The sequence below is a fragment of the Lwoffella lincolnii genome (assembly GCF_002014765.1).
GTDB classification, from domain to species: domain Bacteria; phylum Pseudomonadota; class Gammaproteobacteria; order Pseudomonadales; family Moraxellaceae; genus Psychrobacter; species Psychrobacter lincolnii.
In genome coordinates, this window is sequence record NZ_MUYT01000015.1 from 42,975 (window position 1) to 68,312 (window position 25,338).

A 25,338-nucleotide genomic window follows, 5' to 3' on the forward strand; every position below is an offset into this window, starting at 1 on the left:
AACTGAAGTTGCCCAAATGACTGACGTTGCTGATTGATAAAATGACATTATTGGATAGATTGATAAGAAATTGGACAGATTGATAAGAACATCATGATTTTAAATTCTGAGACCGAACAGTCATCACAACATCAAAGCCAAGATAACCCCCATCTGATGCTGACCCCAGAAGGGGTGTTCGTGGCATTTGCCCAAGATAAGCCAAGCGAAGAAGCACTGTCGTTACAAGCACTGCTTGCCAATAAGCGAAGCTGGCTTGTTCGTGATTGGACAGATAAGTATGACCATGAATGGCTAGATACCTTTATTGATAAGGGTTGGGTACAAAGAATCAATCAAGGCATTACCGCGCCCAATTTGCCGTTAGACCAGTTTTTGCCCTATGTGGTCGCCAGTCTGTCAGGCAGTCGCCGAGCTGCCATTGGCAATACAGAAGGCTTTTGTTTGGCTAGGGTTGGCTATAGTCAACAAGAAGCCGATACCCTATGTGTGGCAGGGGCGGATTTGGGAGAATTTTTAAACCGTCAACGTCAGCGTGGTTGGGTCATTCAAGAGCAGGCGGTTTCTTTTTTTCGTCATGTGGATTTATTGTTACCAGCAACTAGCTTTATGTTTTTATGGATTGATGGCAATGGCTTTATTCTAGTATTAGAAGACGAGCCTTTGACCAACAGTCGTGCCTTTGTGGAGTTGATATGGGCGATTAAAACATCGGGTTTGCGATTTGTACAAGAGTAATACCATTTATCGGTTGATTTTGTCATCTGATATCGCCATATTAAAACAGTCATGATGGCTTGGCTGTTTTAACTGACGCTGTCTATTAACAATATTTATCAATCATGTCTATTCACAATAAAATAAGGAATGTTATGACTCGCTTAACCGTAAATACCCTTGAATCTGCCCCAGAAGAAGCCAAATCCAGAGTGGAAGCGGTACAAAAAGCCAATGGTTTTATCCCAAATTTAATTGGTGTGTTGGCAAACTCACCACACGCCCTACAAATGTATCAAGAAGTGGGCAAAATGAATGCCAGTAACAGCTTGACCGCCGAAGAAGTTGAAGTGGTACAAATCACGGCGGCTGCTCATAATGGTTGTGATTTTTGTGTGGCAGGGCATACCAAGGTTGCCACCAGATTAAAAATGCCTGAGACAGTATTGACCGCATTGCGTTCACGCACCAATATTGATGATAACCAAAAGTATCAAGCCTTAGCCCAATTTACCATGCAATTGATAGACAACCGTGGTAAAGTGTCTGATGAGCAAGTCAAAGCCATCAAAGAAGCAGGCTATGGTGAACAAAATATTTTAGACATCATCATGGGTGTGGCATTGGCAACCTTATGTAACTATGCCAACAACGTTGCCAAAACTGACATTAACCCAGAGTTGCAGGCATTTGCTCCGTAAAATTATATTATGGATAGTTCATATTCCTTACAAAAAACCCCTTAGATTTCTAAGGGGTTTTTTATGGGTAGGTTTTTTGGGTTACATCATTAGGGCATGCGTTAATACAACACCCTTACTCGTATGGTTTCTTTGACGTCTTTGAGCATTTGTAAGGCTTTATCTGAGTTATTATCGTCCACGTCCATCATCAGATAGCCAACATCATCTTGCGTCATCAGACTTTGTGCCAAAATGTTCACGCCAGCGGTTGCAAATAGGCTGTTGATTTGTGATAGTACCCCAGGGACGTTTTGGTGAATGTGTAACAAGCGGTGTGTGCCTTCTTTAAAGGGAATGGACACTTCTGGGAAATTCACAGCGGTGATGGTGTTCCCTGTGTCTGAGTAGTTAACCAGTTTTTCAGCCACTTCTAAGCCAATATTGGCTTGGGCTTCTTGGGTTGAGCCACCGATATGGGGGGTTAATATCACGTTATCAAAACGGCGTAAGGGCGATATGAATTCTTCATCGGTGGATTTTGGTTCATTAGGGAACACGTCTATGGCAGCTCCCAGCACTTTGCCTGATTCAAGCGCATCGGCTAAGGCATCAATGTCGACACAGCCACCACGAGCGGCATTGATAAAGTAACTGCCATCTTTCATTTTAGCGAACTCTTTGGCGGTCATCATGTTGCGAGTGTTGGGGGTATCTGGCACATGTAAGGTTACCACATCAGCTTGGCTTAACAGTTCATCAAAACTGCCAACTTGCATGGCGTTACCTAATGGCAACTTGGTGATGATGTCGTGATAGATGACTTTCATGCCCAGACTTTCAGCAAGCACTGATAATTGTGAGCCGATAGAGCCATAGCCAACAATGCCCATGGTTTTGCCACGCACTTCATGCGAGTTTTTGGCAGATTTACTCCAACCACCACGATGAACGGTGGTGTTTTTTTCTGGAATGCCACGGTAGAGCATGATGGTTTCAGCCAGTACCAACTCAGCGACTGAACGGGTGTTGGAGTAGGGGGCATTGAACACCACAACCCCCAGCTCACGGGCGGCATCTAAATCCACTTGGTTAGTGCCAATACAAAAACAACCCACTGCCACCAGCTTTTCCGCTTGTTCAAGCACTTCACGGGTTAATTGGGTGCGTGAGCGAATGCCAATAAAGTGCGCGTCTTTGATTTTATCAATCAACTCGTCTTGGTCCAGAGCAATGCTTAAGTATTCAATGTTGCGATAGCCTGCCTTTTGCAAGGTGGTCAAAGCATTGTCATGAACGCCTTCTAACAGCAAAATGCGAATTTTTTCTTTGTTTAGTGAATGGGTCATCAAGGGCTTCCTTATGCAAAAAATGATGCCTGATTATCATACCTAAAAAAAAGCCCTAACGTTAGGGCTTTTGTGTCAAATTCGTTGGATTGGTTGGGGAGTGATGCTATTTTTTATAGGCTTCAACCTGAATGGTTAATTTCACATCTTGCATGCTTTTAAGGTCGCTGTATTTATCCATGCCCCATTTGTTGCGGTTAATCACGGTCTCAAAGTCGCCACCACAGGTTTTTGCCTTGTGCATGGGGCTGTCATAGCAGTTAAATTTGGTGGCGGTTAGGGTAATTGGGTGCGTTTGCCCAAGTAGCGTTAAGAGACCGTCAATCTTGCTGGGCTGATTGCCATTAAAGTGCCATTTGGTGGATTTAAAATAAGCGGTTGGGTGTTTTTCAATATTAAAAAAATCAGCAGATTTTAGGTGTTTGTTAAAGCCGTCAATGCCTGTGTCTAAATTTTCGATGGGAATGGTGATGCTAACAGCACCTGTTTTTTTGGCTGGGTCAAATTCCACTTGACCTTGTAAATCATAAAATGCCCCATGATTGGTGGATGTGCCAAAGTGGTCAATGGCAAAGCGAGCCACCGTGTGCTTGGAGTCAATGACAAAGGTTTCGGCTTGAGCCACACTTGTGATGGCAGATAGGGCTAAAATGGCAGATAAGGTCAGTTTTTTCATAACAGCTCCTTTAAGAAAATGGCGAATAAATCATGGTGGAAGTGGATAGGTAAGGACCAATGAATTTGGTTGTCAATCTGGTTGTAAAGAAAAAGTTAATAACCACTCGTTTATGTTACCATAAAAAAACGAATTCACATCAGCATCATGGTTATTTTTAGTAACTGACTGCCAATGATTGATAAAGAATTGATGAAGGAGCTTGGGTTGTGTGTGTAAAAAAATTATTAGAAAACCTTCATAATACAACCCAAGCATGGTACAACCCAAGCTTATCACTGATTGGCTTATCGTTTGGGAATATGGGCCAAAGTCATTTTTAACCAGTCAAAGAACACAGCGACTGTGTCCACCTTCACTCGTTCATCAGGTGAGTGAGCCCCTGTGATGGTTGGTCCAAAAGAAATCATGTCCCAATGTGGGTAATGTCGTGCCAATATGCCACACTCTAACCCTGCATGAATGCCTTTTAGGGCAGGTGATTGCCCAAACAGCTCTTTGCCTGTGTGTTGCATGACTTTTAAGATATCTGAGTTCATATTGGGCGACCACCCTGGGTAATTGCCAGACAGCTCAACGCTTGCCCCTGCTAAGGTGTATAGGCTTTGTAATTGGCGAGATAAATCTTGTTTGCTGCTGTCTAGTGATGAACGGATGAGCTGACTGATGGTGATTTGATGCTCATCAGTGCTGACAATGCCCATATTGACCGAAGTTTCGACCAAGTCATTCATGCTCACACTCATGCGATAAACCCCATTGGGGCAGGCATGTATCACATTGAGCACCTTTTGGGCATCATCAGGCACAATGGCATCAGTTGGCTGTTTATCCTGTTGTGTATTGCCATGTTGCACAGGTTCAATGGTCATGCTCATCTGATTTTTGACATTTTCGATGCCTTGATATTCGCTTGCCAAGGTTAAAAGATGGTCTGTAAGATGTCGTTTGATGTCATCAAGATGGACAGGGTCAAAAGCGATGATGGCATCTGCTTCACGGGGAATGGCATTGCGTAAGTTGCCACCATCTAAGCGTATCAATCGCCATTTATCGCCTAAGACATCATCTAAATCAAGCAACCACCGCACCAATAGCTTATTGGCGTTAGCACGCTGGTCAATGATGTTTAGCCCAGAATGTCCGCCACGCAGTCCTGTCAGCTTGATGTGATGGATTGCCATGCCATCAGGTATGGGCTGGCGGCGAATGGTCATCTTGGCGGTTACATCAACTCCGCCAGCACAACCAATGTACAATTCTCCCAACTCTTCTGAGTCTAAATTAAGTAAAATCTCACCCTCTAACATATTGGGCTGTAGTCCAAACGCACCCACCATGCCTGTCTCTTCAGTGCTGGTAAATAAGGCTTCTATGTCAGGGTGAGCGATGTCATCACTGGCAAGCACCGCCATGATGGCAGCCACACCCATGCCGTTATCTGCCCCTAAGGTTGTGCCATGAGCCTTGACCCATTGTCCCATTTCATTGGTGTTGATGTTGGCAGGCGTGTCAGAAGTTACTTCATCAATGTATACTTGTAAAGGGTCGGTGGCAAAGTCATGTTGGCTGTCTTTGTTGGCTTGTGCCACCATGTCCAAATGTGATTGTAAAATCACTGGTTTACAATGTTCCATGCCTTGGGTGGCAGGTTTTTTAATGATGATGTTGCCCACTTCATCTTTTAGCGTGTCCAATCCCAAGCTTTTACCAAAATCTAGCATAAACTGTTGAATGGCTTCTTCATGGTGTGATGGTCTGGGAATTTGCGTGAGTTGATAAAAATATGACCAGACCTCTTTAGGCTCTAGATTGGCAACGGGGTGATTAAGTGTGTTGCTGGGGGTGTTGTTAGATGTGTTATTGGGGGTGTTGATGGTGTTATCGGTGGTCATAAATTTTCCTTTTGAATAAAAATGAATGGCTAATCATCAATTATCAATTGTTAACAATCAATCGTCAACAGATGACAAATTAGGAACACGCCCTAAGGTAGGTAACCGATAACTAACCCCTAGGGAAAATAACTAAGACAAATAATAAATCTCATCAGTCAGTTGCTGGATTTCTGATTTGTCATGGCTGACATACAGCATGGGAATGTGAGTGGTGCGGATAATCTGCTCAAAAAATGGCAAAATCTCTTGTTTATGAATGCTGTCTAAGGCGGATAACGGTTCATCTAAAAGTAACAAATTTGGCGAATAAAGCAACGCTCGCCCAAGTGCCACTCGCTGTTTTTCACCGCCTGACAGTTTGGTGGGCATACGCTGGGTCAGATGCCCTAATTTTAACAGCTCAATGATTTCATCAGGGTGAAAGCGTCTTTGGTCATCATCAATGTTGTGATAACCAAATAGCAAATTATTCATCACCGATTTATGGGGGAAAATTTGGGCATCTTGAAACACCAAGCCCACTCGTCGCTGCTGAATGGGCATGTTGATTTTTTTTTCGCCATCAAACCAAGTTTGCCCATTGATACGGATACTGCCTTTTTTTGGGGTGTTTAGCCCTGCGATGGTGTGTAAAATGCTGGTTTTGCCAGAGCCTGAAATCCCAAACAGCCCCATGACAGGCTGTGATGATTGTAAGTCAACGGATAAATCCAGCCTGCCAAGCACCAGTTGAAACTGACAATCAAATATCAAAGGGTCATCTTTTGATGTTTGGGCGGTTTGTGTTTGTGCGGTTTGGGTCAGGGTGGTTTGTGTTTGTGCGGTTTGTGTCATTGTGCAAGTCTTCTTTTTTGATAACGGGCATACCACTGCGACAACCATAACGCCGAAAACGCCACCCCAACCGACAACATCAACAATCGCATGATTTGGGCGTCGCTGTCAGGTTGTTGTAATAGGCTATAAATCGCCAATGGCAAGGTGCGAGTCTCCCCCGATATGTTGCCCACAAAGGTGATGGTTGCCCCAAATTCGCCCAAACTGCGACAAAACGATAAAATCGCCCCAATCACAATCCCAGCACCCGCCAATGGCAAGGTTATCTGAAAAAATGCCTGTAAACGGCTTGCCCCCAATGACATGGCGGTCAGTTCAAGGCGTTTATCCACCAATTCAATGGCAAGGCGTACCGATTGCACCATCAAGGGAAAGCCCATGACCGCTGATGCCAGTACCGCCCCTTTCCAATTAAATGCCAAATCAAACCCCAACTGTGATAAATATTGTCCGATGACCCCTTGATTGCCAAATAAGACCAGCAAAATATAGCCCGGCACGACAGGGGGCAGAACTAAGGGCAAAAACACAAGGGTTTCAAACAAAGATTTGCCAAAAAAATCTTTGCGAGCCAACAGCCAGCCCATGGCAATCGCTGGCAATAGGTTGACCAGAAGACTCACGCTTGCGATTTGATAGGACAGTTTGATGACTTCCATCTCATCAGGCGACAGTGTTAGGTTCATGCCTGTACCAAACCTTGATAAAAATGATGACAAGACACTGATTACAAGACACTAAAACCATATTTGCGATAAACCGCTTTGGCTTCTTTGGTCTGTAAAAAGTTATAATACTGCTGGGCTTCACGACTTTGCTTAACCATGCTGATGGGGTAGACAATTGGCGTATGTGTGGTGATTGGGAAGGTGTTAATCACTTGCACATTTTTGACCACTTTGGCATCTGTGGCATAGACAATGCCCAACTGGCATTCACCACGGTTCACAAAGTTTAGTGCAGCACGCACATCTTCGGTCTCTACCAAACGTGGTTTGATGGTGTCCCACCAACCCAGGTTGGTTAGGGCTTCTTTGGCGTATTTGCCCACAGGCACGCTGGCGGTGTTGCCAGTGCATAGCTTGCCTGTAAAGGCATTGCCTATGTCAAAGGATTTGTCTATTTTGATGTTGGTCTTGATGGGGTTGTTTTTGGGGGTAATCATCACCAAGCGGTTGCCCAATAGGTTTTTGTAGCTGCTGGTAACAATCTTATCTTTTTTGGCAAGATAATCCATCCAAGAGGTGTTTGCTGAGATATAAATGTCAGCAGGCGCACCTTGCTCAATTTGTTTGGCAAGGGTAGATGAAGCGGCGAATGAGGTTTTTACTTTGCTGTTGTATTTTTTTTCATACAACTTATTGATGTCTTCGACGGCGTTGGTCATGCTGGCGGCGGCATACACGGTGATGTCTGCATGAGCCGATGTTGCCCCCATGACCATCATGGCGATGAATAAAGGTTTGATGGCTGATTTGATGGTTGTTGTCATAACATGCTCCTGTTTGTTCTGTGGTTGTGGGGTTTGGGCGTTACTTTTTGACACCAAGAACGATGTGTGATGCTTTAATTAAGGCAGTAACAGACGAACCCACGGCTAGGTTTAGATTTTGACAGCTTTGGCTGGTGATGATGGCACTAATCACTGTACCGCTGGCGGTTTTGATGGCAATTTCGGCATTCACCGCACCGTCGGTGATGCTCTCCACTGTGCCTTGCAATTGGTTGCGAGACGATAAAATCAGCTCATCATCTGTTGCGACGATGACCGATGGGGCTTTAAAAATCGCCACCACGCTGCTGCCAACAGCAAGGTTAAGACGCTTGGTACTCTCCGAGGTAATCACAGCTGTTAATTCATCGCCATCGGTTAAGCTAAGTTTGATGACATCATTGACCGCCCCTGATTGAATGTGTTTGACGGTGGCGTTAAGTTGATTTCTTGCACTGATTGCCATGGATATTCTCCTTGATTGGCGGTTGATAAAAATTGATTATGATAATGACTTAGCCATTATTACTTAGCCATAAACTTTGGTTGCTGTCGGTATAAAATTCTTGCTTCCATACAGGAATGTCTGCTTTGATGGCATCAAGTAGCCAGCGACAAGCATCAAAAGCAGAATGGCGATGTGCAGACACCACCCCTATCCATACCGCCAAATCACCAATCGCCAAATCACCAATGCGATGTATGGCGACCGCAGTTTTGATGTCAAAGCGTTCTTTGGCTTGGTCAATGAGTTTTTTGCCTTGATTTACTGCCAGCTGTTCATAGCCATAGTAGGTCAGCTTCTTGACTGGGCGAGCATTGTTGTGGTTACGTACCCAGCCTTCAAAGGTGGCCAACGCCCCACAATCGTCATACATTAGGGCAGATTTGAGCCGTTTGTCATCTATGGGTTTATCCACCAGAGCAAAGCCTTGTGATATGGCAACTTGATAAGCATCGTCAATGCTTGATGTGATGACAGATGACCCTTGATGTATCGATGTTTGATGTGCTGATGATGTCATGTTATCCTCCTGCCACAGGTGGAATAAAGGCGATGATGTCGCCATGGGTAATGGGTGTGTGCCAATCACCCATTTGATGGTTAATGGCAACCGCCAATTCATCTTGTGTTAAATCAAAAGCGTATTGCTCACTTAACTGTTCATAAAGTTCGCTCAAGCTTGTCCCAACAAATTGCAGATGCTCTTCATCTTTGCCTGCCTGTTCAGCAAGGCTTGCAAAATACAGCAGGTGTAATGTTTTGGCAGTTGAGACATTAGCGGTTGACATTTTAGCGGTTGACATAGTCAGACTTCCCCCCAATTTTGTTCACAAGCTTAATGTTGCTGATGTTGATGTCGTGTGATAATGCCTTGGTCATGTCATAAATGGTCAGACACGCCACTGACACAGCGGTTAATGCTTCCATTTCTACGCCTGTTTTGTGGGTAACTTTGGCGGTGGCGGTGATGTTAATGGCATGGTGTTTGTCATCGTATTCAAAGCTAAGTTTGACGCTGTCTAGGGGCAGTTGGTGGCAAAGTGGAATCAGCTCATGGGTATGTTTGGCAGCCATCACACCTGCAATGTGGGCGGTTTGGGTAATTGACCCTTTTTTTGTCATACCGTCGGTTGATTTTATTGCTTGATAAATATCGGCAGGAAAGATGACTTGTCCTGTGGCGGTGGCGGTGCGATGGGTGGCGGTTTTGTTTGACACATCAACCATGGCGATATCACCATCTGCTGTCAGGTGGGTGAATTGTTTATTTTCGGTCATTGGATTCTCTTTTTTTATGCCATTTTTCAAATAATGTAGGGCGGTATGAAATTCTTGAATGGTATTAAAATTGGTCAGCGATTGCCATTGATGAGGTATGTTGATGGCATGGCTGTTAATTTGTGATAAAAATGCCATTACCGAACGGTTACCCTTGTCCAAAAATTGGGTTAATTTTGCCAATAAATTGGTATGATACATGGCTAATAATGGATACTCTTTATCGCCTTTTAAATAAATCACATCGGCATGATTGCCATGTGTTAATTGCTCAAACACAATGTCCGCCCCAAGTAGGCTATCACAGCTTAACACAAGCAAAAATCCATCTTCTGAGCAATGTTTCATTGCCCCTGCGATTGCTGATAATGCCCCTGCTCCTTTACCATGTTTGTCATGGTTTAGATGGTCATCAATGATGGTTATGGTGTTAGACTGACAAAAATTTTTACCATTGTCTGCCACCATGATGGGCAGATTTAAGCGTTGGGCATGGCGAATGTGAAAATCAAGCAAAGTTTCATCATGCCTCTCATCATGCGTTAATGGCAACAACGCCTTGGGCGACCCCATGCGAGACGATTCACCCCCTGCTAAAATCACAACCCCCACTGGCATCATCATGTGTTTTGGCTCAATCATGCGTCGGATTTTCACGCATCAGATGTGGCACAAAGTTACATGGGCGGGTACGATTATCAAGCTGTTCTTTTAAAATCCCTTCCCAGCCTGTTCGGCATGCCCCTGTTGAGCCGGGTAAACAAAAAATCACGGTGTTATTTGCCATGCCTGCCACCGCTCGAGATTGTAAGGTACTCATGCCAATGTCATCTTTGGATAAGATGCGAAACATCTCACCAAAACCTTGCACTTCTTTATCAAATAACGGTGATACCGCCTCTGGCATGCTATCACGGACATAAAAACCTGTGCCACCTGTGGTAATCACCGCATGAATGGCTGGGTTGGCTATCCATTTGCTGATGATGGCGCGGATTTGATAGATGCAATCGGTGGTTAAGGCCCGCTCCGCTAAGGTATGACCTGCTTGGGTTACGCTGTCAGCTAAGTATTTGCCCGATGTGTCTTCATCAAGCGTGCGAGTATCGGACACAGTTAAAACAGCGATGTTTAAGGGGATAAAAGATTTTTCGGATTTGGCGGTGTCATTCATAAAGTCTCCTTAACCAGACATTGACATAAGATGATATGATGCTAAGAATAGATGCTAAAGTCAGATGGTGATAGCTCAATGTGATGAGATGTGATGAGATGTGATTAGCCACCCACCATGGACAAGTTTTGCATGATGCCACTGTTGTTATCCAACAAATGATGATGTTCAGGCTTAATTGGCATCAAGCGTTGTAATGTGGCGATTAGACCATGAACATCGCCTGCCGTTAAAAACTGGCGAATGTCATAATTGGCCTGGTCAAATAAACACAAATGCACTTTGCCCAAACTGCTGACTCGCAAACGGTTACAACTGTTACAAAACTGTGGTGCATATGGCTCAATGATGCCAATTTTGCCCATATAATCAGCATGATGATACTCAATGGCAGGCCCTGCATCATCAGCTTTTGGGGTCATTATCCAACCATGGTCTAATAAATATCGCTGAATTATCTTACCGCTGGCATGTTGAGCAAAAAACAGCTCACGATTATCGCTGGTCTGCATAAATTCAATAAAGCGATAAGTAACAGGACGGTCTTTAACATACGCCAATGCGTGCTGTAGATTATCAAAGGCAGTATCTGCCTTTAAAATACCATTGAGCTTTAAACGAATGTCTGTGGTTTCTAATAAGGTGTCCAAATCTTTAAGCAAAGTTGGCAACATATCAAACCCTGTGATTTGGCGAAAAACATCAGCATCAAAGCTGTCAATACTGACATTTAATTGCGACAACCCTGCCGTTTGCCAAGCAGATAAATGCTTGGCAAGTTTATAGCCATTTGAGCTGACTGCCACAGTATTTAAGGTGGGATATTGACGAGCCAAGGCGATGATGTCCGCCAAATCACGGCGAATGCTTGGTTCACCCCCAGTTAGGCGAATTTTTTTTGTTCCAAGTATGCTAAAGCCATCGAACAAAACCGCCATTTCATCAAGGGTCAGTTCATTATTTGGGCGTTTTTTGCCATGAGCAAGATAGCCATTTGGTAGGCAATAATCACAACGGAAATTACAAAAATCGGTAACAGATAACCGAAGATAAGTTAGGCGACGCTGAAAATTATCAATCAAAGGCATCATGGGCGGATTGTGGCTGGCGATGGGCTGGCGAGATTGATGTAGACCAAGCCCAATATTGGCTGGTTGCATGATTGATAAGGTTTTCATAAAGGTATCTTGCGTTAAGCGTTGCCTCGGTGATGGGTGAATTGATACGGTAACAAATTTTTAATAAAATTACCATTCACCTAATAGTAAAATACCTACCACTTTAGTGGTAGATGGCTTTAATGGTGGACATCAAAGCTGATTAATGCCCATGTGATGTCAAATGGTGATTTATCAAACACATGATGATGGTCATCAAAATAATCTTGAAACTTTTGCATGTCTTATTGGGATAAATTTTGGTTTTTTTGCTGAGTAATTAAAAAGCTGAGTAATTAAAAAAAATCAAAATCCTTGCAATGACGAAATTTGCCTTTGATTTGCACAAAATATAATTTTGCCATATAACCTAACTGATAATATTTGCCGCATAAATATAATCAGCAAACGGTGGTTTTGGTTTGCCCAATAAGTGTGAAATGACCGCTGGCTTAAAATAACCGCCAACCAAATATGAATAATAAATCCAATAAAAAAGAAGCTTAATTTTTAAGTGTATCGAATACATTAAAAACCAATTCATCTTTGATTAAGACAGTCCAAGGAAAGATAGAACTTAAATATAAATACGATGGGATGGCTCTATATTTTAATGAGGTCTTAGGTTTAAATTTAGATGTCACCAAACCAGATTTTGCTTTTATTGGAGATTATTATGTACATTGTAAGATACCAAATAAACATAAGATTAATTCCAATAAAGAAATGGCTGCTAAAGTCATTAATCAACAGCGTTGATGGTCTGTCATAGATTTAATAACTTAGATTTTAAATAATAACTTAAATTTTAAATATAAAACCATTTTGCTTATTTCAACTTTGTTTACTCCAACATCTGCTTTAAAAACTGCCCAGTACGCGACAATGCAATTTGAGCCACTTGCTCAGGTGTGCCTTCAGCGATGATTTCACCACCACCTTTGCCCCCTTCAGGACCTAAGTCAACAATCCAATCTGCTGTCTTAATCACATCTAAATTATGCTCAATCACCACAATGGTATTGCCCTTATCACGTAAGGCATGCAAGATATTAAGCAATTTGGCAATGTCATGAAAATGCAATCCTGTGGTGGGCTCATCAAGAATATACAGCGTTTGCCCTGTGTCACGTTTGGCAAGTTCTCGAGCCAGCTTGACACGTTGGGCTTCGCCTCCTGATAACGTTGGGGCAGATTGTCCTAGACGGACATAGCTTAGTCCTACGTCTGTTAAAGCTTGTAGACGGCGATGAATGGCAGGAATGGCGGCAAAAAATTCAGTTGCATCTTCCACCGTCATCTCCAACACATCGCTGATGGTCTTGCCTTTATAATGGATTTCTAGCGTTTCACGGTTGTAGCGTTTGCCATGACAGCTGTCACATGGTACGTACATATCAGGTAAAAAGTGCATTTCTACTTTAATCAGCCCATCACCTTGGCAAGTTTCACAGCGACCACCTTTGACATTAAAACTAAAACGCCCCGCTTGATACCCCCTTGCTCTGGCTTCTGGCACTTGGGCGAACAGTTCACGAATGGGTGTGAACACGCCTGTGTAAGTGGCGGGGTTGGAGCGTGGGGTACGCCCAATGGGACTTTGGTCAATGTCTACCATTTTGTCCAAATGCTCAAGCCCTGTGATGCTCTCGTACTGTTCGGGAACGAGCGTGCTGGCGTTGTTGAGTTGGGTGGCAGATATTGGCATTAAGGTGCGATTAATCAAGGTGGACTTACCAGAGCCTGATACACCAGTGACACAAGTCATGACTCCGATGGGTAATTTTAAATCCACAGATTTTAAGTTATTACCCATCGCACCTTTGAGTTCAATGTACATTGGCTGTTGTTTGGTTGCTTTTTGTTTGCCTGTGCCAATCTGTTGCTCTTGAGTTTTGGCAGAATGACGCACTTTGGGAACAGCGATTGATTTTTCTCCAGACAAATATTGTCCTGTTAAAGATTCTTTGACCTTAGCGATTTGTTTGGCATTGCCTTCGGCAATCACTCGCCCTCCATGCACGCCTGCCCCCACACCAATGTCAATAATATGGTCAGCTTGGCGAATGGCGTCTTCGTCGTGCTCCACCACCAACACCGTATTGCCCAAATCTCTTAATCGAGTTAAGGTCTTAAGCAGGCGGTCGTTGTCTCGCTGATGCAGACCAATGGACGGCTCATCAAGCACATACATCACTCCCATCAATCCTGCCCCAATCTGACTGGCTAAGCGGATACGTTGAGCTTCACCACCTGATAAGGTTTCAGCACTTCTTGCCATGGTTAAATAATCCAACCCCACACTGACCAAAAAACCCAAGCGTTCGTTTATCTCCTTAATGATTTTATCGGCAATCTCACCACGATGGCCATCAAGCTTAAGGTTGGCATGGTGGTTTTTGGCATCACCAATCGATAATTTCACAATATCGGCGATGGTGCGACCATCTACTTTCACATTGCGGGCAATTTCGTTCAGTCTTGACCCATCACAGACGTTACAGGTGGTGTCAGCCAAATATTTTGCCAACTCATCACGCACCAAATTGCTGGTGGTTTTGACATAACGACGCTCAAGATAAGGCAAAATACCTTCAAATGGTACGGTTTTATCCGTTTTGCGTCCACGTTCGTCGGTGAATTTAAAAGCAATTTTATCTTTACCAGAGCCTTGTAAAATGATGTTTTGCTGTTTTTTGGATAACTCTTGCCAAGGCTTGTCCATACTGATGTCATAATGCTGACAGACAGTGGTTAATAGCCCAAAATAATAGGCATGGCGTTTGTCCCAACCATGAATTGCCCCTTGGTTTAGGCTTTTTTCTACATGGGTAATGAGCTTATCGGCACTAAAATATTGACGTTTGCCCAAACCATCACAGGCAGGACATGCCCCATAAGGGTTGTTAAAACTAAACAATCGTGGCTCAAGCTCACCCACCGCACGGTCACAAATGGGACAAGAATGTTTGGCAGATAACAACTGGTCGCCCCCATCAGCGTCATCAGCCCTGTCCATATGGTGCAATATCGCCAAATCTTGCCCCAACCGCAGGGCGGTCTCTAAGCTTTCTGCCACTCGGTTGCCCAAATCTTCACGCACCTTAAAGCGGTCAATCACCACTTCGATGCGGTGCTTTTTATTCTTCTGTAAGACTGGCAAGTTATCCATGTCATAGATATGACCATCAATACGCACTCGCACAAAACCTTGACCCATCAATTGTTCTAACAACAGCGTATGTTCTCCTTTGCGGTCTTGTACCACAGGTGCCAATATCATCAGCTTACTGTCGATTGGTAACGCCATGATGTCATCTACCATCTCACTGATGGTCTGTGCCACCATCGGCTCGCCATGCTCAGGACAGTATGGGGTGCCTACACGGGCATACAACAGGCGTAAATAGTCATAAATCTCAGTAATTGTCCCTACCGTAGAACGTGGATTGTGGTTGGTGGATTTTTGTTCAATGGCAATGGCGGGTGATAAGCCCTCAATGCTGTCCACTTCTGGCTTTTCCATTTGTGATAAAAACTGGCGTGCATAGGCTGACAAACTCTCGACATAACGGCGTTGCCCTTCAGCATACAGGGTATCAAAGGCAAGTGAGGACTTGCCAGACCCTGACAGGCCAGTGATGACCACAAACTTATCTCGTGGAATGTCAAGGTCAATGTTTTTTAGATTATGGGTGCGCGCCCCACGGATTTTGATGTGTTCATGTGCCATAAGAGAATCTTTTGTTGGGTGTTTTGTTCATTTTGTTCAGTGAGCCATTGGGCAGATATGGGGTTAATGGGGGTAAACTCTGTTGCTTCAAGCAAAAAAAATAGATGACAAACCTAGGGCGTGCCTGTCATTGACATTTTATCCAGCGTTGCCGTAAAACCACCCACTTCAGGGGGTGGATATAAGGCAACTCCGTAACCATGCTTACGCATCGACCGCTGTTTAGTGTGGCGTCCTTGCGTGTCAGCGACACTCATGTTCAATATACTGGCGGATAATCTCTACCTCCGCATCGCCACAACTGCCTACAAAATAAAATGCACATAAAGATTGTACATAACTTGCCTACCACGTCTTAAATCGTTTGATACATAATTAGACCAATGTATAATTAAAATACTACAACCATACCTAAACCCATGAAAACCCTCAAGCTACGCATCAAAGACAAACACGCAAATCAGCTAAACAAAATAGCTGGCAGTGTTAACCATGTGTGGAACTACGTTAATGAATTAAGTTACAAGCACCTACAACGCACAGGCAAATTCTTTAGTGCCTATGACCTAAATCAATACACCAAAGGCAGCGGTGAGTTATTGGGCTTACACTCCCAAACCATTCAAGCCATCAACGAAACCCATGCCAAAAGCCGTAAGCAATTTAAAAAGGCTAAACTTAACTGGCGAACCAATAACCCAAAAGCCAAACGCAAATCACTCGGTTGGCTACCATTTAAACAATCCGCCATTAAACACATCGCTACCCACCAAACAGGCAAAAAAGGATTAAAATCAACCCTACAGCTTAGTTTAGCCAAAGGGCAAAAGCTAATCATTGACCTATGGGACAGCCACAACCTATCACCATACCAAATCAACACCCTTGAGATAGTACAAGACAGCCGTAACCGTTGGTATGCCTGTATCACCGTCAAAGACTACCCAAAACAGCCTTGTGGAACAGCCAGCGTTGGCATTGACCTAGGACTAAAAGACAGTGCCACCACCTCAAACGGTGACAAGCTGATAACCAAACAAACGCAAAAATGGGCTAAAAAGCTTGCCATCGCCCAGCGTGCTAACAATAAAAAACGTATCAAAGCAATCCATGCCAAAATCAAAAACACAAGATTAGACTTAATTCATAAATTCACCACCCAATTAGTCAAAGACAATGCCCTAATTGTGGTCGGTGATGTTAAATCACGCTCATTCACGAACAAGAAAACCAAACTCGCTAAATCAACATACGATGCAGGTTGGTTTGAACTTAAACGACAGCTGGATTATAAATGCAAGCATGCAGGTTGTCGTTTTGAAATCGTAAATGAGAAATACACTACCCAAACCTGTTCGCACTGTGGCGATATGTCCAGTAGTCCGAAAGGTAGAGCAGGTTTGCGAATAAGAGAATGGACTTGTGCAAAGTGTGGCACATGGCATGATAGAGACATCAATGCCAGTCGGAACATTCTTGCGGTGGGGCTTCACCGTCTTGCAGAAGGAATCCCCGAACGATAGGGAGGGGAGGAAGTCAACAGCACCAAAACATCATCACACACCGCTAGATTTTCATGTCAATTTGCGTTAAAGTGAGGGTATATTTTTGATAATTTTTTTTGATAAACTTTTGATAAATTACTTTTGATAAATTAAGGAAATTTTATGCGAGGCGTTAATAAAGTCATCATCGTTGGCAACCTTGGGGCTGACCCAGAAGTACGTCAGTTTAATAATGGAGGCAATGTTACCAACATATCCGTTGCCACCAGTGAGCAATGGAATGACAAACAAACAGGAGAGCCTCGTGAAGCCACCGAATGGCATCGCATCAGTCTGTTTAACCGTCTGGGTGAAGTCGCTGCTCAATATTTGCGTAAAGGCAGTAAAGTGTATATCGAAGGCAGTCTGCGTACTCGTAAATATCAAGACCAAAATGGACAGGAGCGTTACATCACCGAAATCCGTGCTGACAACATGCAAATGCTTGACAGTGCCAACAGTGCCAGAGGCGGAGTCGCTAACCAAAATCATCAAGGCGGTTATCAAAGTGGTTATCAAGGCGGCCATCAAGGCTATGGTAACTTCCAAAACCAAAATGGCAACCCAAATGGCAATCAAAGTGGATTTCAAAACCATCAAAACACTGCCAATGCCTATCAAAATAACAATAACAATAACAACTTTAACAACAACAATAACAATAACAACTTTAACAACACCGACAATCACTCAGCCCAACAAGCAGGGCAAAACAATCAAAATCAACCCAAACCCAATAACGCCGTTGCCATGCAGCCAGCACCTGCCGATGAAGACATTCCGTTTTAATGGTGGGTGTTAAGCGAGGATAATATCATGGCAAAAAAGCCAGACAATCAGATTTGTGCCAATAAAAAAGCTCGGCACGAATATTTTATTGAAGAGAAGTTTGAGGCGGGGATTGCCCTACAAGGTTGGGAAGTCAAAGCCATTCGAGCAGGTAAGATGAGCATCACAGAAGCGTATGTGGTCTTCCGTGATGGTGAGGCATTTTTATTTGGGGCACATATTCAGCCGCTGTTATCCAGCTCTACCCACATCAACCCTGATAGCATTCGTACCCGTAAGCTGTTACTTCACCGTAAAGAGATTGATAAGCTGTTTGGTGCAGTCAATCAAAAGGGGTTTGCCTGTGTGCCGTTATCTTGCTACTGGAAAAAATCCATGGTCAAATGCCAAATTGCCTTGGCCAAAGGCAAAAAATTGCACGACAAACGCAAAACCCTAAAAGACAGAGACTGGGAACGCAGTAAAGAGCGTGGCTTTAAACAGCATTTGAATGGATGACTTGATTTAACCGTTTTGAATTGCTGCCCACGCCAACCACAACCACGCACCCATCATCAGTATGCCTCCGATGGGGGTGATTGCCCCCAACCACCTTGGCAAGCCTAAGGTCATGGCAAATAAACTGCCTGAAAAAATCAACATGCCCAGCTGCATCATCCACGCCATGCCCTGTGGATAATGCCAGCCCTTTATCAGTATGCCCATCATAAGCAAGCCTAAGGCATGAAAAAACAGATACAGCGTGCCTGTGTGCCACCATGCTAACTGCTCTGAGTTGACGATGGATTTTAGCCCATGAGCCCCAAATGCCCCAAGAGCGACAGCAACGCTAAGATTGATGCCAGCGATGGCAATCCAGTTCATCAGTTGCCCCTTAATAATCTGGCATGACCAAGCTGTCGATGGTCATGGCATCACGGATTTTATCCATGGCGTTTTTTTCGATTTGGCGAACTCGTTCAGCAGAAATGTCATAGACTGCTGCCAGTTCGTGTAACGTTGATTTTTGCTCAGACAACCACCGCTGTTCAACGATGTCTCGTGAGCGGTCGTCTAGGGTATCCATGGCTGCCATCAGTGCATTGGTGTTATTGGCTTCCCAATCAGCCTCTTCAACCAACTCAGCAGGGTCAACACCATCTTCTAAAAATAACTGGGGGGCGTAGCGTCCTTCATCATCATCGTCATTTTGGGTTTCAAAAGATGCGTCATACGACGTCAGGCGAGATTCCATTTCCAGCACCTGTTTGCGAGTCACGCCTAAGTCTTTGGCGATGGCATCGGCTTCGTCTAGGGTAAGTTGGTTGTTGCTTTTTTTTAGGCTTCTAAGGTTAAAAAACAGTTTACGGTGAGCCTTGGTGGTGGCAACCTTGACAATCCGCCAGTTGCGAATGACAAATTCATGGATTTCAGCTTTTATCCAATGTACAGCAAAGGACACCAGACGCACGCCTTTATTAGGGTCAAAACGTTTGACCGCTTTCATCAGTCCTAGGTTGCCTTCTTGGATAAGGTCGGCTTGTGGCAGTCCATAGCCTGAATAACTGCGGGCAATGTGAATGACAAAGCGTAAATGGGACATGACCAACATACGAGCAGCCTCAACATCGCCGTCATCATAATAGCGGTGAGCCAACTCTTGCTCTTGCTCTGGGGTCAGTATGGGGATTTGATGCACCGTATTGATGTACGCACCAAGATTAACCCCAGGGGCAGTCAAGTGCATGGGAATGGCAGGCACAACGGCATGGGTGGGCGTGCCTGCATAATCAATCTCATCTGTATCAATCTTTTGAACGTCTTTGTGATGGTCTTTGTGATGGTCTTTGTTATGTCTGGTGTCGATGGGGTGGATGCGTGCCATGGCGTAACCTTTAGGTAGGGGTTGATTGGGTTTTTAATATTGAGCATTGAATGTTGGGCGTTTTTTGGTTGTCAGGCCATTGGTTGGGTTATTGTGTTGATTGTCAATGAGATTTTGTCATTATATGAATTTGATGAATGGATGTTAAGTGTTGTCGTGTAAGTAAATTGTGATGATGTGATTACCATAAGATAAAGTGGTATTGGCTGGTGTCAGTGTTGTTGCCGATGTCTATGTCGCTGTCTATGTTGTCATTGTCCATGCCATTGCCATGGGCTTGCCAAAGCTGTCGGTTGGCATGTTTGGCAAAGGCAGCAATGTCGTGGATAGAATTTTTATCAGACGCAAGTAAATAAACCGCCTGTCCTTGTGGGGTGTGTTTAAGTGCCATTTTGGCTTTTAGAAGTGGCATGGGACAAGCCAAACCTTGAGCATCAATCACCTGATAAATGGTGATGGCATCGGTCGCTTGACCGTTAATGATTAACTGCTTTTTGGCAAGCAAATCAGTTGCCAGTTGTGGCAGATGTTGTGATTGTTCGGACAAAGTAATGGTTAAGGTATTTTTGGTTAAGGTATTTGGCATGAGTGTGCTTAATTTGTGGGCAGTAACATAAATAAAGCATGATAGCAAGGTCATTTGATGCTGGCAAGCCATCTTATCTTTGACTGTGTCAATATGAAAAATTAGGATTTTTATCCATGATACTGAATATGTTATTTTTACAATAACCAAACAATGTATGACATTAAGGTCATTTTTTATGCAATTTTGTTGGTTTTTTTATTGCCATTACAACCAAATTTGTTTAAGATAATTCATATTAATGATTGCAAGTTCCTTGCTAATCCATCACGTCAAGTAAACCAACTTGATTTTTCATCAATCAAATATCCCACAACGTTTCATTTTATCCATTTATCAAGGAAGACCCATGTCTCACTTCTCACTGACCAAACTTACCCTTGGTGTTACCACCGCTTTAACATCATCTTTGAGCTTTGCCGCTGCCATGGACCGCTCAGGGCAAGATGTGACCGCTTTTTTACAAGATGGCACTTACGCCGAAGCCGTTTATACTCATATCGATGCCAATGTTACAGGTCATGATAATGCTCACTTAACAATTGACGACCTAAAAAAATACACAAAAGGCAATCCTGTGAATGATGCCGCCAAAGAATATGATTTTTTTCGTTACGGCGTTAAAGCAGATGTGAATGACACCTTTAGCGTGGGTGTCTTATATGACGAGCCGTTTGGTGCAGCGGCTCAATATGAAGGTAATAGTAATTTTGTCACTGAAAGCGCTGATTCAACTTATGCTGCCTTGGTTGCAGGCACACCTTTGGCACTTAAACCCAGAGCTGAAATCGTTCAGACTGCTCAACAATACCAAAATGCTGGTAGTCTGATTAAGCGACAAATTGCCAGTTTTGTCAAAAAAGAATTAACCGAAGCTGTCAAACTACAAATCCGTGCCCAAAATTCAAACTTACCTGCTAATCAAGTCAATGAATTGGCTAGAAAGGCGGTTACTGAGAAAGTTGTTGACGATGCATTGAACAAAATCGTCGCTGTCGGCAATATTGCAAAAACTGCTGAAACTCACGAAGGTCAAGGTACCAATGTTGAAATTCGCACCAACAACCTAACCATGTTAGTCGGTGCCAAATTTGGTGCTAATAAAAATTTGCAAATCTATGGCGGTCCTGCCCTACAACAAGTCAAAGCAGATGTGGCGTTACGTGGGCCTGCCTATCTGACTTCAGCTGGCTACGATGCTCACGTCAGCCCACAAACAAAGCTCGGCTGGGTGGCAGGTGCCGCTTATAGCATTCCTGAGATTGCCTTTAGAGCCGCTGTGACGTATCGTTCTGAAATTGATTATGAAGCACCGATTGGTGAAAGCTTACCTTCTTTAAATTATCTGTCTCCCACCATGAAATCAGGCATTGAGGCAAATGTGGTGAATGCAGATAAAGTCAAAATCACCACGCCACAATCAGTGAACTTCAACCTACAGACTGGCATCAGTCGTGAACATCAATTATTAGGTACGCTTGATGTGCGTTGGGTACCTTGGAGTGACTTTAAAATCACTCCGCCTTTATATCATGCCGCATCTAAAGTCCAATATCCTAAAGGGTTAAATTTGGTTCAATACAGCAAAGACCAATGGAAAGTGGATTTGGGACTGGGCAAACGCTTTAATGACAAACTCTCAGGCTCGGTTAATGTGGGCTGGGACTCTGGTGCTGGTAACCCTGTCAGTTCATTAGGTCCTGTCAATGGCTATTACAGCGTTGGTGGTGGGGTGAAGTACAATTTCACACCTGAGTGGGCATTATCTGTTGGTGGCAAATACTTAAAATTTGGTGATGCCACTGCCGAATTACCTAATGGTAAAGTCGTGGGTGAATTTAAAGATAACGATGGCTATGCCGTGGGTGTGAAGCTTGCTTATCAAGGCAAATAGCTTATCAAGATAAATGATTTATTAAGATAAATAACTGCCCATTTGTCTAAAAACAGCTCATTATTGAGCTGTTTTTTTGTCTGTTATTTAAAAATATTATTGTATAATAACACCATTCATACCTTGTCTTAACCATCAGCATCATCAGGCATTTTATGCTAGAGTTACGCCACTTATACACTTTAACCGCATTGCGTTCTCATGGCTCTTTGGCAGCTGCTGCTGATGAGCTACATGTAACGGCTTCGGCGGTTTCGCATCAACTCAAAGAACTTGAAGGTTATTATGGTGTCAACCTGATCAACCGCAGTCGCCCTGTCAGCTTTACCCCTGCTGGCAATGAAGTATTAAAGCTTGCTGATAAAATTTTACCGCATGTTACCAAGACCAAAACCGCCATTCATCGATTGGCACATGGACAGACAGGACGGTTACGTTTGGCATCAGAATGCCACAGCTGTTTTGATTGGCTAATGCCAATATTAAATGCCTATCGACAAACGTGGACAGATGTGGAGTTGGATTTTGCCAGTGGTTTTGAGCCAGACCCACATCAGCTATTATTAGATGAAGAAATTGACGTACTGATTACCACACACAACGCCCCGATAACAGGCATTCAATATCAGTTTTTGTTTGAATACGAAAGCCGTTTGACACTCGCCCCCACCCATTCATTGGCAGATAAGTCTGACATACAGCCCAATGATTTATCAGACCAAACACTCATCGCCTATCCTGTTGATAGCAACCGCTTAGATGTGATTGCTCATTTTTTGAACCCTGCTCAAGTAACACCAGCCCATATCCGTACCACAGAGTTAACGCCCATGCTCATACAGTTGGTTGCCAGTGAGCGAGGCGTGGCGGCACTGCCTGACTGGGTGGTGAAAGATTATGAAAAAAAAGGTTGGGTGGTCTCAAAACCTTTAGGCAAAGGAGTCATGTGTCAGTTGTATGCTGCCACTCGCAGTCATAGCCAAGAAGTTCCTTATATGCAAGGGTTTGCTGAGTTGTTGACTTCAATGGTAGGCCACACCCTAGCAAATGCCACACTCTAGCATTGGCTTATTTGTGTTGATGTCATGCTGGTTCATTGACACTTAAACATTGGCACTTAAACATTGGCACTTAAACATTGGCACTTAAACATTGACACTTGGCAAATCACTGATGGGCCAGCGTGGAACACAACTGACGGCTAATCCATCTTGTTGCCCTGCTTGTAAGCGTTTATAACCAGCATAGGCAATCATTGCCCCATTGTCGGTACACAAGGCAGGCGGTGCATAATGTACTTGTGCGTTTATTTTGTTAAGGGCTTTTGTCAACTGCTCTTGTAGATACGTATTGGCACTGACTCCGCCAGCGATGACCAAATGGGTTAAGCCAGTTTGTTTAAGGGCTTTGACGCATTTTTGTGTTAAGGTATCGACCATTGCCTGCTCAAAACTTGCGGCGATGTCTGCCCTGATTTTGCAGTCGTGGTTAGCTCCTTTGGTGTCTTTAATCAGATTATGCACAGCGGTTTTCATGCCACTAAATGAAAAATCCAATCCCTTATGTTGCATGGGTCTGGGCAAATCATAGGCGTGTCGATTGCCATTGTTTGCCAATTTGGCGATATTAGGTCCACCCGGATAAGGTAAACCCAACATTTTGGCAGTTTTATCAAAACATTCACCTGCCGCATCATCTATGGACTCGCCAAGCAGTTCATATTTACCCAAACCATGAGCCGCCAGCAGTTGTGTGTGTCCACCAGAGACCAATAAGCAGACAAACGGAAAGTTTAAGTTTGGGTTAGCGATGAGCGGAGCAAGCAGGTGTCCTTCCATGTGATGCACACCGATGGCAGGCACGCCCAAACCATACGCCAAACTGCGACCAAATAACGCCCCTGTCATCAATGCCCCTATCAGCCCCGGCCCTTTGGTAAAGGCAACGGCATCAATATCAGACTTGTTTAGCTCACAGTGTGCTAATAACTCATTTAACAGTGGCACAAGCTTGCGAATGTGGTCACGACTGGCAAGCTCAGGCACAACGCCACCATAAATGGCATGTAGCTCCACTTGTGAATACAGCACCTGCCCAAGCAGTCCGTGATGTGGCTTGCTCATCTGCTCACTGTCAAAAATTGCCAGTCCTGTCTCATCACAAGATGTCTCTAATCCCAGTACTTTCATGCTATCCACACACTCTTTTTGTCCACACAATCTGTCTTTATCCACACAATTTTTGCCCAAATGGCTGCATCAGCCGTTATGCAAAAAGTCGCCAGTGCTGACACAATGGCGACCTTACTTGCAACCAAAGAACACAACCAAAGAACAATCAACCAAATAACAACCAATGTTTGGCTGACCGTTTGATTCATTCAGTGGCATTATCTGACCAATTACTTGATGACCTGACCAGTCATATAGTCAACCGCTGCTTTTAACTCTGCGTCTGTTGCATCGTTGGCAGTGGCACGAGGTGGCATCGCCCCTTTGCCATTGATGACGCTTTGATATAAGACATCTTGACCTTGTGCCAAGCGAGCTTGCCAAGCAGCTGCGTCATCTAGCTTAGGAGCACCTGCCACACCAGCGTTATGACATACTGAACATTTGCTGTCGTATAGCTCTTTACCCACGCCTGCTGCCGCTGCTTGTACATCACCCCCTGCATCGGTAGCGGTGGGTTCGGTGGTGGCTGCTGATTCTGGCGGTTCACTTACGGTATCAGCTGTTGCCACGGCAGTGTCAGCAGGTGGGGTGTTGGCAGTGATGGTGGCAGGTTCATCAAGCACTGGCTCTGGGGTGGCTTCACGAGCGGCGGCGGCGGCTTCATCAACTTTATCAACGGCGGCGGTATGTTCATTACTGCCACCACATGCAGTCAATGCCAATATCATTGCCAATGTACCACTTTTACAGGCTAAGGCAAGTTTATTTGATTGGGTGGGTTGCGTTGTTTTCATAACTTTATCCTTTTATCTACATAAGCATTTTATGCACATAAGCATTTATTAAAATCACAATTTATTAAAACCACAATGTTTATATTGCTATCATAACATAATTTATCAGATGCTACCAATGCTTGGGATAAGGCGTGTTATACTACTTGTTATAATGTGATACCTGAAGTTTGCAATGTAATATTTACAATGTGATA

At 43.9% G+C, this 25,338-nt stretch carries 26 protein-coding genes and 1 pseudogene; 7 read left to right on the forward strand and 20 right to left on the reverse strand.

Annotated features, from left to right (window positions below; genetic code table 11):
* Positions 1-93 precede the first annotated feature (93 nt).
* Both B0682_RS08555 and B0682_RS08560 read left to right on the forward strand, forming a co-directional pair.
* On the forward strand, positions 94-738 hold the full coding sequence (locus B0682_RS08555) for a hypothetical protein (protein WP_078308253.1): 645 nt from the start codon (positions 94-96) through the stop codon (positions 736-738).
* A gap of 134 nt (positions 739-872) precedes the next feature.
* On the forward strand, positions 873-1,418 hold the full coding sequence (locus tag B0682_RS08560; RefSeq protein ID WP_078308255.1) for a carboxymuconolactone decarboxylase family protein: 546 nt from the start codon (positions 873-875) through the stop codon (positions 1,416-1,418).
* Between the two features lie 101 nt (positions 1,419-1,519).
* Here the strand turns inward: B0682_RS08560 and serA are convergent, their stop codons facing one another.
* The 15 genes and pseudogenes from serA to B0682_RS09530 form a co-directional block, all read right to left on the reverse strand.
* Positions 1,520-2,746: a phosphoglycerate dehydrogenase gene (gene serA / locus B0682_RS08565; RefSeq protein ID WP_078308256.1), complete on the reverse strand. Its 1,227-nt coding sequence runs from the start codon at positions 2,744-2,746 to the stop codon at positions 1,520-1,522.
* Positions 2,747-2,852: 106 nt separating this feature from the next.
* The gene (locus B0682_RS08570) at positions 2,853-3,422 is read right to left on the reverse strand and encodes a YceI family protein (RefSeq protein ID WP_078308258.1); all 570 of its coding nucleotides are present in this window, start codon (positions 3,420-3,422) and stop codon (positions 2,853-2,855) included.
* A gap of 287 nt (positions 3,423-3,709) precedes the next feature.
* Complete coding sequence (locus B0682_RS08580) at positions 3,710-5,317, reverse strand: aminoacyl-histidine dipeptidase (RefSeq protein WP_078308261.1); 1,608 nt, start codon at positions 5,315-5,317, stop codon at positions 3,710-3,712.
* A 132-nt stretch (positions 5,318-5,449) separates the two neighbouring features.
* Positions 5,450-6,070 carry an ATP-binding cassette domain-containing protein gene (locus B0682_RS08585; RefSeq protein WP_205760130.1) on the reverse strand — a complete coding sequence of 207 codons (621 nt, stop codon included), beginning with the start codon at positions 6,068-6,070 and terminating at the stop codon, positions 5,450-5,452.
* Between the two features lie 80 nt (positions 6,071-6,150).
* A complete protein-coding gene (gene modB, locus B0682_RS08590) occupies positions 6,151-6,843 on the reverse strand; it encodes a molybdate ABC transporter permease subunit (RefSeq protein ID WP_003657683.1) in 693 nt (230 codons plus the stop codon).
* 41 nt (positions 6,844-6,884) lie between these two features.
* Positions 6,885-7,649, reverse strand: coding sequence for a molybdate ABC transporter substrate-binding protein (gene modA / locus B0682_RS08595; RefSeq protein WP_078308263.1), 765 nt, complete (start codon positions 7,647-7,649; stop codon positions 6,885-6,887).
* Positions 7,650-7,689: 40 nt separating this feature from the next.
* On the reverse strand, positions 7,690-8,115 hold the full coding sequence (locus B0682_RS08600; protein WP_078308265.1) for a TOBE domain-containing protein: 426 nt from the start codon (positions 8,113-8,115) through the stop codon (positions 7,690-7,692).
* A gap of 49 nt (positions 8,116-8,164) precedes the next feature.
* A complete protein-coding gene (locus B0682_RS08605; protein ID WP_078308267.1) occupies positions 8,165-8,674 on the reverse strand; it encodes a molybdenum cofactor biosynthesis protein MoaE in 510 nt (169 codons plus the stop codon).
* 1 nt (position 8,675) lies between these two features.
* The gene (locus tag B0682_RS08610) at positions 8,676-8,957 is read right to left on the reverse strand and encodes a MoaD/ThiS family protein (protein ID WP_240494949.1); all 282 of its coding nucleotides are present in this window, start codon (positions 8,955-8,957) and stop codon (positions 8,676-8,678) included.
* A complete protein-coding gene (gene moaC / locus B0682_RS09675; protein WP_240494957.1) occupies positions 8,944-9,432 on the reverse strand; it encodes a cyclic pyranopterin monophosphate synthase MoaC in 489 nt (162 codons plus the stop codon). Before moaC ends, B0682_RS08610 begins: the two co-directional genes overlap by 14 nt.
* A 138-nt stretch (positions 9,433-9,570) precedes the next feature.
* Positions 9,571-10,074 (reverse strand): annotated as a pseudogene (gene mobA, locus B0682_RS09680) (molybdenum cofactor guanylyltransferase); the annotation flags it as partial.
* Entirely contained in the window at positions 10,067-10,606 is a 540-nt protein-coding gene (moaB, locus tag B0682_RS08620; RefSeq protein ID WP_078308272.1) for a molybdenum cofactor biosynthesis protein B, read from the reverse strand. The pseudogene mobA and the gene moaB, both read right to left, overlap by 8 nt.
* A gap of 104 nt (positions 10,607-10,710) precedes the next feature.
* Complete coding sequence (moaA, locus tag B0682_RS08625; protein ID WP_411350806.1) at positions 10,711-11,697, reverse strand: GTP 3',8-cyclase MoaA; 987 nt, start codon at positions 11,695-11,697, stop codon at positions 10,711-10,713.
* 910 nt (positions 11,698-12,607) lie between these two features.
* Positions 12,608-15,496, reverse strand: coding sequence for an excinuclease ABC subunit UvrA (gene uvrA, locus B0682_RS08630; protein ID WP_078308274.1), 2,889 nt, complete (start codon positions 15,494-15,496; stop codon positions 12,608-12,610).
* 113 nt (positions 15,497-15,609) lie between these two features.
* Positions 15,610-15,753, reverse strand: coding sequence for a hypothetical protein (locus B0682_RS09530; protein WP_158077890.1), 144 nt, complete (start codon positions 15,751-15,753; stop codon positions 15,610-15,612).
* Between the two features lie 162 nt (positions 15,754-15,915).
* Here B0682_RS09530 and B0682_RS08635 point away from each other — a divergent pair, with 162 nt between their 5' ends.
* The 3 genes from B0682_RS08635 to smpB all read left to right on the forward strand — a co-directional run bounded on the left by B0682_RS08635 (position 15,916) and on the right by smpB (position 18,327).
* Positions 15,916-17,019: an RNA-guided endonuclease InsQ/TnpB family protein gene (locus tag B0682_RS08635; RefSeq protein WP_078308275.1), complete on the forward strand. Its 1,104-nt coding sequence runs from the start codon at positions 15,916-15,918 to the stop codon at positions 17,017-17,019.
* Between the two features lie 144 nt (positions 17,020-17,163).
* A complete protein-coding gene (ssb, locus tag B0682_RS08640; RefSeq protein WP_078308276.1) occupies positions 17,164-17,829 on the forward strand; it encodes a single-stranded DNA-binding protein in 666 nt (221 codons plus the stop codon).
* 27 nt (positions 17,830-17,856) lie between these two features.
* Complete coding sequence (gene smpB, locus B0682_RS08645) at positions 17,857-18,327, forward strand: SsrA-binding protein SmpB (protein ID WP_078308278.1); 471 nt, start codon at positions 17,857-17,859, stop codon at positions 18,325-18,327.
* 6 nt (positions 18,328-18,333) lie between these two features.
* Here the strand turns inward: smpB and B0682_RS08650 are convergent, their stop codons facing one another.
* The 3 genes from B0682_RS08650 to B0682_RS08660 form a co-directional block, all read right to left on the reverse strand.
* Positions 18,334-18,693 (reverse strand): DUF423 domain-containing protein, encoded by a 360-nt coding sequence (locus B0682_RS08650; protein ID WP_143823342.1) that lies wholly within the window; start codon positions 18,691-18,693, stop codon positions 18,334-18,336.
* Between the two features lie 10 nt (positions 18,694-18,703).
* Positions 18,704-19,693, reverse strand: coding sequence for an RNA polymerase sigma factor RpoH (gene rpoH / locus B0682_RS08655; protein WP_240494950.1), 990 nt, complete (start codon positions 19,691-19,693; stop codon positions 18,704-18,706).
* Positions 19,694-19,874: 181 nt separating this feature from the next.
* Complete coding sequence (locus B0682_RS08660) at positions 19,875-20,279, reverse strand: sulfurtransferase TusA family protein (RefSeq protein ID WP_143823343.1); 405 nt, start codon at positions 20,277-20,279, stop codon at positions 19,875-19,877.
* A 349-nt stretch (positions 20,280-20,628) separates the two neighbouring features.
* On the opposite strand from B0682_RS08660, the gene B0682_RS08665 reads away from it, so the two are divergent.
* Complete coding sequence (locus B0682_RS08665) at positions 20,629-22,173, forward strand: outer membrane protein transport protein (RefSeq protein ID WP_078308281.1); 1,545 nt, start codon at positions 20,629-20,631, stop codon at positions 22,171-22,173.
* A 155-nt stretch (positions 22,174-22,328) separates the two neighbouring features.
* Entirely contained in the window at positions 22,329-23,234 is a 906-nt protein-coding gene (locus B0682_RS08670) for a LysR family transcriptional regulator (RefSeq protein ID WP_078308283.1), read from the forward strand.
* A gap of 84 nt (positions 23,235-23,318) precedes the next feature.
* Here B0682_RS08670 and tsaD read toward each other — a convergent pair whose 3' ends face one another.
* Positions 23,319-24,362, reverse strand: a complete 1,044-nt coding sequence (gene tsaD, locus B0682_RS08675; protein WP_078308284.1) for a tRNA (adenosine(37)-N6)-threonylcarbamoyltransferase complex transferase subunit TsaD — start codon at positions 24,360-24,362, stop codon at positions 23,319-23,321.
* A 212-nt stretch (positions 24,363-24,574) separates the two neighbouring features.
* Complete coding sequence (locus B0682_RS08685; protein WP_078308286.1) at positions 24,575-25,141, reverse strand: c-type cytochrome; 567 nt, start codon at positions 25,139-25,141, stop codon at positions 24,575-24,577.
* Positions 25,142-25,338 lie beyond the last annotated feature (197 nt).